Here is a 7,912-nt window from a genome sequence, read left to right as displayed (position 1 = left end):
TGCTTGCCGTAGGCGTGCAGGTCGCCGTAGAACGAGCCCTTCCAACCGGTGAAGGAGAAGAACGGCAGCGGTACCGGAATCGGGATGTTGATGCCGACCTGGCCGACCTCGATGTGGTGCTGGAAGGTCCGCGCCGCGGCGCCGGAGCTGGTGAAGATCGAGGTGCCGTTGCCGTAGGGGCTTTCGTTGACCAGGCGGATCGCCTGCTCCAGGCTGTCGACCTCGGCCAGGCAGAGCACCGGGCCGAACACCTCTTCGCGGTAGATCGCCATGTCCGGGCGCACCCCGGCGAACAGCGTCGGGCCGACCCAGTTGCCGTCCGGGTATCCCTCGACCTTGTAGCCGCGGCCATCCAGCAGCAGTTGCGCGCCCTCCTCCATGCCCTGGCCGATCAGGCGCTCGATGCGCGCCTTGGCCTGCGGGTTGATCACCGGGCCGTAGCTGGCGCCGCTGTCGTCCCATGGGCCGGGGCGGACCTTGGCCAGCGCGTCGCGGATTTCCGGAATCCACTCGCGGGCAGCCCCCACCAGCACCGCCACCGAGATCGCCATGCAGCGCTGCCCGGCCGCGCCCACCGAGGCACCGACCAGGTTGCTGATGACCTGCGCCTTGTCCGCGTCGGGCATGATCACCATGTGGTTCTTCGCCCCGGCGAAGCTCTGCACGCGCTTATTGTGCGCGGTGCCGGTGTGGTAGACGTACTGGCCGACGGCGACCGAGCCGACGAAGGACACCGCCTTCACCTGCGGGTGCTTGAGCAACTGGTCGACCTGTTCCTTGCCGCCATGCACCACCTGCAGCACGCCCTTCGGCGCACCGGCCTCGAGGAACAGCTCGGCGAGCCGCACGCTGGTCAGCGGCACCTGCTCGGAAGGCTTGAGGATGAAGGCGTTGCCGCAGGCGATGGCCAGCGGGAACATCCACAGCGGGATCATCGCTGGGAAGTTGAACGGGGTGATGCCAACGCACACGCCCAGCGGCTGGGTGATGCTGTAGGTGTCGATGTTGCGGGCGACGTTCTCCACCGTCTCGCCCATCAGCAGCGAGGGCACGTTGCAGGCGTGCTCGACCACCTCGATACCGCGCCAGACGTCGCCCTTGGCGTCCTCGAAAGTCTTGCCCAGCTCGCTGGAGACGATCTTCGCCAGTTCGTCGTGGTGTTCCTTGAGCAACGCCTGGTAACGCAGCATCACCCGCGCGCGCTCGGAAACCGGGGTTTCCTTCCAGCTGGCGAAGGTTTCGCGGGCACTGGCCACCGCCTGCTCGATCTGCTCCGCGCTGGCGCAGGCGATCTCCGCCAGGGTGCTGTTGTCGAGGGGATTGCTGACCGGGATGCGCTGGGCGCCGAGACCTTCGACGAAGGCTCCCGCGATGAGGTGGCGGACTGGGACTGACATGAACCCTCCTGCACCGGCCAGGCCGGCTTTTATTGTTGTGGCGGACTGGTACGAGGTCGATTCGGACCTCGCTTTGGCCAAGAAGCTATCACTGGGCGGAAGGTCGCGAGATCGACTAAATTGTGTTGTTCATGGACTATATTGCGGAGCCGGCTACCGACATGTCGCACACCTCCGACTGGCCCCTGCCGGCCGACAGCCTGCGCTTGCCGATCCCGGCGGCGCTGCTGGAGAAACTGGCGGTCCACCCGCTCAGCCGCGACCTCTACCCCACCTCCCTGGGCCACTACCGGCGCGCCCGCGACCACCGCATGAGCCGCGAGCGCCATGACGAGCACCTGCTGATCTATTGCAGCGAAGGCCAGGGCCTGTTGCGCGTGCGCGAGGGCGAGGCCTGGCGCGAATACCGGGTCGGCAGCGGCGACCTGCTCTGGCTGCCGCCGGGCATGGCCCACGACTACGCCGCCGACGACCGTCAACCCTGGACCATCTTTTGGACCCACCTGCGCGGCGACAGCGCCACCTGGCTGCAACACAGCGCCGGCTACCGCGACACCCCGCTGCGCCATTGGGGCCTGCAACACGCCCTGCTCGGCGGCTTCGAGCAACTGCTGGAGGTGCGCCACAGCGGCTACCGCTTCCAGCACTTCCTGCTCGCCGCCAGCCGCCTGCGCAGCCTGCTCTGCCAGCTACCGCTGCTGCGCCCGCTGCGCGAGGGCAGCCTGGACCTCGACGGGCTGCACGCCTACATGCGCGAACACCTGCATGCGCGCCTCGAACTGGAACGCCTGGCGGCCTTCTGCAACCTGTCGAAGTTCCATTTCGTCAGTCGCTACAAGGCGATCACCGGCCGTACGCCTATCCAGCACTTCCTGCACCTGAAGATCGAGTACGCCTGCCAGTTGCTGGACAGCAGCGACCAGAGCGTGGCCCGGGTCGGCCAGGCGGTCGGCTACGACGACAGCTACTACTTCTCGCGCCTGTTCAGCAAGGTCATGGGTTTGTCGCCGAGCGCCTACCGGCAGCGGGTAAGGCAGGGCGAGGGAGGAGCCTGAAGCGCTCTGCGGCGGGGCTGTAAACGAAGCGGCGACCAGTTGTCGGCAAACTGATCCCGGTCAGTGTTTTCCGGGCCGACAGGACTAGACTGAAGCTCCCTTTCCAGCCCCGATGGATGAATCGCCATGAACATCCTCGTCCGCCCGTCGCAAACCCCGAAAGGCCAATGCTGGCAAGTCTGCCTCGACCAGCAGGCCGTCAACTTCCGTAGCGAAAGCGAGGCCCGGCGTTTCGTCGACCGCCTCGAGGCGCGCCTGCGCGCGCCCCATATGCTGCCCGAACTGAAGCAGCGAACGGCCTGATCCGCGCTCAGGCGGCCTGGCGCTCCAGGCGCCCGGTCTGCCAGGCGAGCAGGGTCGCGACCGCACCGCAGACGGCGATCACCAGGGTCATGGGGATCGCCGTGCCGTCGTGGAGCACGCCGACCAGCGCCGAAGCGCCCGCCGCCACGCTGAACTGCAGGCTGCCCATCAGCGCCGAGGCGCTGCCGGCGTGCTGTCCCTGTCCGGCCATGGCGCAGGCGGAAGCGTTGGGAATGATGCAGCCGAGGCTGGCCACGCATCCGAACAGCGGAACCAGCAGCGGCCACAGCGTGGCCGGTTGCAGCGAAGCGATGCCCAGCAGGGCCAGGCCGCACGCCAGGTAGCCCCAGATGATCCGCCGCAGCCAGAACGCCGGCCCGCGATAGCGCAGCAGCCGCGCGTTGACCTGTGCCATGACGATGAAGCCCGCGGCATTGCTGCCGAACAGCCAGCCATAGTGCTCGGCGGGAATCCCGTAGAGCTGGATGAACACGTAGGGCGAACCGGCGATGTAGGCGAACATCCCGGCCATCGCCACCCCGCCGGAAAGGCCATAGGCGAGGAACAGGCGGTCGGCGAACAGCCGCCGGTACTGCCCCAGCGCGCCGGACAGCGGCGGTCGCTCGCCGTCGGCCGGGATGGTTTCCGGCAGCCACAACGCCACGCCGAGGCCGGCCAGGGCGGCGAACAGGGTCAGGCAGACGAAGATCGACTGCCAGCCCTGCCAGTCCAGCAGCAGGCCGCCGGCCACGGGGGCGAGGATCGGCGCCAGGCCCATCACCAGCATCAACTGGGAAAACGCCTTGGCGGCGCCGATCGGATCGCACAGGTCGCGCACCACTGCCCGCGAGATGACCATCCCGGCGCAGCCGCCAAGAGCCTGGACGAAGCGCGCGGCGATCAGCCACTCCAGGCTCGGCGCCAGGGCGCAGGCGGCCGAGGCGAGGGTGAAGATACTCACCCCCACCAGCAGCGGCAGGCGCCGGCCATAGCGGTCGGCCACCGGGCCGTAGAGCAACTGGCCGATGGACAGGCCGGCGAAGTAGGCGGCCAGGCTCAGCTGGACGTGCTCGACGTCGGTGGCGAAGGCCTTGGCCAGGGTCGGGAAGCTCGGCAGGTAGAAGTCGATGGCCAGTGGCCCGAAGGCGCTCAGGGCTCCCAGTATCAGCAGGATGCGCAGGTTCATGGATCGCTCGGCACGGGGCGCGTCGGCGGCAGGCAAGGCACTTTCCTGCGCGGCTCCCGGCAAGCGGGACGACGACGCCTATCATTGAATCGTCTGTGAGGGCGGGCGGCTCCAGGCCTGAAGGCCGGTACTGGCGGGAAGATGCTACGGACAGCCGGGGAGTCGCCGAAAAAGCAGCGCGCAGCATAACACCGAAGACACCCGCCGATCATGGCCGGAGACCGTGGATCCGCGGAATCCACGGCTCATGAATGAGCAGCATTAGACAAAGGTGGTGTCGAAATACTTCGAGTCGGCCCGAGCGCGGCTAAAATCGGTACACTCCCCGCCCCGTTGCCGAGACCCATTCGACTACCCAGCACAGCATGCGACGCACAAAGGAAGATTCTGAAAAAACCCGTACGGCCATCCTCCTGGCCGCCGAGGAACTGTTCCTGGAAAAAGGCGTGTCCCATACCAGCCTGGAACAGATCGCCAGGGCCGCCGGGGTGACCCGTGGCGCCGTCTACTGGCACTTCCAGAACAAGGCCCACCTGTTCAACGAGATGCTCAACTAGGTACGCCTGCCGCCGGAGCAACTCACCGAGCGCCTGTCCGGCTGCGATGGCAGCGACCCGCTGCGCTCGCTCTACGACCTCTGCCTGGAGGCCGTGCAATCGCTGCTGACGCAGGAGAAGAAGCGCCGCATCCTGACCATCCTGATGCAACGTTGCGAATTCACCGAGGAACTGCGCGAGGCGCAGGAACGCAACAACGCCTTCGTGCAGATGTTCATCGAACTCTGCGAGCAGTTGTTCGCCCGCGACGAATGCCGCGTGCGGCTGCATCCGGGCATGACCCCAAGGATCGCCTCGCGCGCCTTGCACGCGCTGATCCTGGGCCTGTTCAACGACTGGTTGCGCGACCCGCGCCTGTTCGATCCGGATACGGACGCGGAACACCTGCTGGAGCCGATGTTCCGTGGCCTGGTGCGCGACTGGGGTCAGGCCAGCTCGGCGCCGTAGCCCTCCTCGCGGATCGCCTCGAGTACCTGGGCGCTGTCGAGCCGGCTGGCGACCCGGACTTCGCCGGCGCCAAGATCCACTTGGACGTCCGCCGCTGAATCCTTCGCCTGCACCGCATGGGTGATCGCCCGTACGCAGTGGCCGCAGGTCATGCCCTGAACCTTGAAGACTTGCATGGTATTGCCTCCTGTTGGTCATCGATGGGGCGATTTTCGACCTTGACATGGTGTCAAGGTCAATCCTCGAAATATCCGGTAACCGACAAAGCGTCAAGAACGGGTAAAGGCGGGGTAAAGAGGCTTAAACCCTACAAAGCACATGGTTAACATGTTCACCTTGTTCTTCACGAGGTAGAACCATGTCCATCCGCCGCTATTCCCCGTCACAGATCGCCCTGCACTGGCTCAGCGCCGTCGCGGTCCTGCTGATCATCGCCCTGCCCTACGGCGCCGACTTCTTCGCCGGCCTGCTCGGCGGCAAGGGCAACGTCTTCACCCTGCACAAGTCGCTGGGCGTGGCGGTACTCCTGCTGACCCTGACACGCCTGGCGCTGCGCCGCGTCCAGGGTGTCCCGGATACCCTGGAGGGGAACCCGGACTGGCAGCGCGCGGCCGCCAAGGCCGGGCATTTCCTGCTGTACGCGGTGCTGATCGTCATGCCGCTCTCCGGCATGCTCGCCGGCAAGCGTCCGCTGGACCTGTTCTGGCTGGTGCAGATCGGCCCGTTCGACCTGCCGGAAGCCTTCAAGGCGTTCGCCGGCGGCACCCACGTCACCGTCCAGTACCTGCTTTTCGCGCTGATCCTCGGCCACGCCGCCGCGGCCATCTGGCACCACCGCGTGCAGAAGGACGACGTACTGCGCGCCATGCTGCCGCAACGCGGCGCCTGATCCCAGCGACGGACGGGCACGCGGATGCCCGTCCCGACTTGTCCCGGACCCCGGCTTCGGCCAAGCTTTTCCCTACGCCCCCCGCCGCCGAGGCCCGCCATGTTCCCCATCCTTCGCCCGCTGCTCCATACCGCCGCCCTGGCCTGCGCCCTCCCGGCGCTCGCCGCGGACCCGCAACCGGCCAGCGGCGGCTGGGCGCAACCCGACCCGGCGCCGATCGGCTATGCGGTGCTGAACGTTTCCCGCGAGCGGGTCGAGTCCGGCACTGCCTGCGATGTCGGCCTGTACGTCCACGACGAACTGGTCGGCAACCTGCAACCGGGCGCCAGCCTGGCCCTGAACCTGCAACCCGGCGCGGTGGACGTGCGTCTTGCGCCGAACGGTCCTGGCGACGCCTGCCGGAACGGCATGACCATCCTCGCCGGACAGACCCTGACCCTGCGCGCCGGGGAGATCCGCAACCTGCGCATTGCCCTTGGTGCGGGCGGGCTCTACCTGGCGCCGGTGGCGGATGGGTACTGAGGGGTAGCGACTTGCGGTGGGGCATTCGCCATGACTCAGGGCACGAAGGTGGCGTTTCGGCACCGGGTGCACGGGGACTGCCTGGCGGGCCGTGAATGCGTGCACTGGCCCCCAGCTCCCGTCGCTGCCTGCACGGCACTAAGGGGGGAAGCTGTTGCTTAGCGCTTGAGCGGGCGTCGTGGTTGCCTTGGCCTCTTGTTTCGCCTTTCCAGGCGAGTTCCTTCTGCAAGCATCCAAAAGACTCGCCCTGCCACTCGGAGGGCATACCAGGAGCCCGATCCGTAGGGCGAATAACCGCTTGCGGTTATCCGCCGGCTCTCCGGGGCATCGGCGGATACCGCCTGTGGCGGTATTCGCCCTACGGGACTATATCGCTCGCGATTTCTTAGCTACACGGCAGTGAGGGGAGGCGCTGTTGCTTAGCGCTTGAGCGGGCGTCATGTTTGGTGGTCAAGCTGTTCTTTGTGCCTGCCTTGGTCTCTTGTTTCGCCTTCCCAGGCGAGTTCCTTTTGCAAGCGTCCAAAAGGAACCAAAAGACTCGCCCCGGCATCCGGCCCCAGCCGCTTCTCGGCTGGGGTGCCCTCGCTGCATCGTTGCTCCCGGCGGCACGCCGCCACGGTCCTTCGTGGACCGAGGCGGCTCTCGCGGCATCCTGCCACTCGTCCCCCTCCGCAACGATTCCGCTCGGCCTCCTGACGGGGCGGGTTTGCCGCCCCACCACTTGGAGGGCAAGCCTCACTTCGTGGATGCCAGGAACCCGATCCGTAGGGCGGATAACCGCTCGCGGTTATCCGCCGCTTATCCAGGGATCGGCGGATACCGCCTATGGCGGCATTCGCCCTACGGGACTACACGGCAATGAACGGCGCAGGCTGGCCGTTCTGCTCTTTCTTGAGTTTCTTAGCTGCCTATACGGCAGTGAACGTTCTTCATATCGATGCCCAGGCGGCCCATAATTTCTTAGCTGCCTATACGGCAGTGAACGAGGCCCGCGCCGCCCTGGCGCAACCCTCCCCTTTCTTAGCTGCCTATACGGCAGTGAACGAGAGGCGAGTTGTTCGCCGTGAAATTCCCGCTTTCTTAGCTGCCTATACGGCAGTGAACGACTGTGTCCGACAGAACCGAAAAACCATCATTTTCTTAGCTGCCTATACGGCAGTGAACGGCGACCTCGATTTGCAGCGCGGCGGTACGATTTTCTTAGCTGCCTATACGGCAGTGAACACCTCTGGGGCGATGCGTACATCCGCGACAAGTTTCTTAGCTGCCTATACGGCAGTGAACCAGGGTAGTGTCGCCGTCCTCGATCTCGTCGCTTTCTTAGCTGCCTATACGGCAGTGAACCAGCGCGACCAGGCAGGCGACCAGGGCGAGTATTTCTTAGCTGCCTATACGGCAGTGAACCGCGACTTCCAGCGCAACCTGCGGCCGATCCTTTTCTTAGCTGCCTATACGGCAGTGAACTTCCTTGGCGGCCCGAATCCACAGGCTCTGGTTTTCTTAGCTGCCTATACGGCAGTGAACTGTAAGCGTCCAGCCCGCCCACCTTTTGCTCG

At 65.9% G+C, this 7,912-nt stretch carries 7 protein-coding genes, 1 pseudogene and 1 CRISPR repeat array; of the genes and pseudogenes, 5 read left to right on the top strand and 3 right to left on the bottom strand.

Features of this window, described 5'->3' with window-relative positions; genetic code table 11:
• Nucleotides 1–1,397, bottom strand: a 1,397-nt coding sequence (gene mmsA / locus HMPREF2924_RS21370) for a CoA-acylating methylmalonate-semialdehyde dehydrogenase (RefSeq protein WP_070700635.1), incomplete at its 3' end; no start/stop codon positions are given.
• Between the two features lie 131 nt (nt 1,398–1,528).
• Here mmsA and mmsR point away from each other — a divergent pair.
• Both mmsR and HMPREF2924_RS21360 read left to right on the top strand, forming a co-directional pair.
• A complete protein-coding gene (mmsR, locus tag HMPREF2924_RS21365) occupies nt 1,529–2,452 on the top strand; it encodes an MmsAB operon transcriptional regulator MmsR (protein WP_003122160.1) in 924 nt (307 codons plus the stop codon).
• Nucleotides 2,453–2,578: 126 nt separating this feature from the next.
• Nucleotides 2,579–2,755, top strand: a complete 177-nt coding sequence (locus HMPREF2924_RS21360) for a hypothetical protein (RefSeq protein ID WP_003092147.1) — start codon at nt 2,579–2,581, stop codon at nt 2,753–2,755.
• A gap of 7 nt (nt 2,756–2,762) precedes the next feature.
• On the opposite strand, the gene HMPREF2924_RS21355 is transcribed toward HMPREF2924_RS21360, so the two are convergent.
• Nucleotides 2,763–3,941 carry a multidrug effflux MFS transporter gene (locus HMPREF2924_RS21355; protein WP_003092150.1) on the bottom strand — a complete coding sequence of 393 codons (1,179 nt, stop codon included), beginning with the start codon at nt 3,939–3,941 and terminating at the stop codon, nt 2,763–2,765.
• 365 nt (nt 3,942–4,306) lie between these two features.
• On the opposite strand from HMPREF2924_RS21355, the pseudogene nalD reads away from it, so the two are divergent.
• Nucleotides 4,307–4,945, top strand: a pseudogene (gene nalD, locus HMPREF2924_RS21350) (efflux system transcriptional repressor NalD).
• Here the strand turns inward: nalD and HMPREF2924_RS21345 are convergent.
• Complete coding sequence (locus HMPREF2924_RS21345) at nt 4,924–5,121, bottom strand: heavy-metal-associated domain-containing protein (RefSeq protein ID WP_003111818.1); 198 nt, start codon at nt 5,119–5,121, stop codon at nt 4,924–4,926. The pseudogene nalD and the gene HMPREF2924_RS21345 overlap by 22 nt on opposite strands.
• Before the next feature lie 182 nt (nt 5,122–5,303).
• Between HMPREF2924_RS21345 and HMPREF2924_RS21340 the strand changes: the two genes are divergently transcribed.
• Complete coding sequence (locus tag HMPREF2924_RS21340) at nt 5,304–5,834, top strand: cytochrome b (protein WP_003092155.1); 531 nt, start codon at nt 5,304–5,306, stop codon at nt 5,832–5,834.
• A 99-nt stretch (nt 5,835–5,933) separates the two neighbouring features.
• The gene (locus tag HMPREF2924_RS21335; RefSeq protein ID WP_003092157.1) at nt 5,934–6,356 is read left to right on the top strand and encodes a hypothetical protein; all 423 of its coding nucleotides are present in this window, start codon (nt 5,934–5,936) and stop codon (nt 6,354–6,356) included.
• A gap of 896 nt (nt 6,357–7,252) precedes the next feature.
• A CRISPR array of direct repeats spans nt 7,253–7,880; the repeat unit is 28 nt; unit sequence TTTCTTAGCTGCCTATACGGCAGTGAAC.
• Nucleotides 7,881–7,912: the final 32 nt, after the last annotated feature.

This window comes from Pseudomonas sp. HMSC063H08, assembly GCF_001813645.1.
Taxonomy (GTDB): Bacteria; Pseudomonadota; Gammaproteobacteria; order Pseudomonadales; family Pseudomonadaceae; genus Pseudomonas; species Pseudomonas aeruginosa.
Note: the sequence above shows the minus strand (reverse complement) of the source record. Positions and strands in the feature narration are given on the sequence as shown.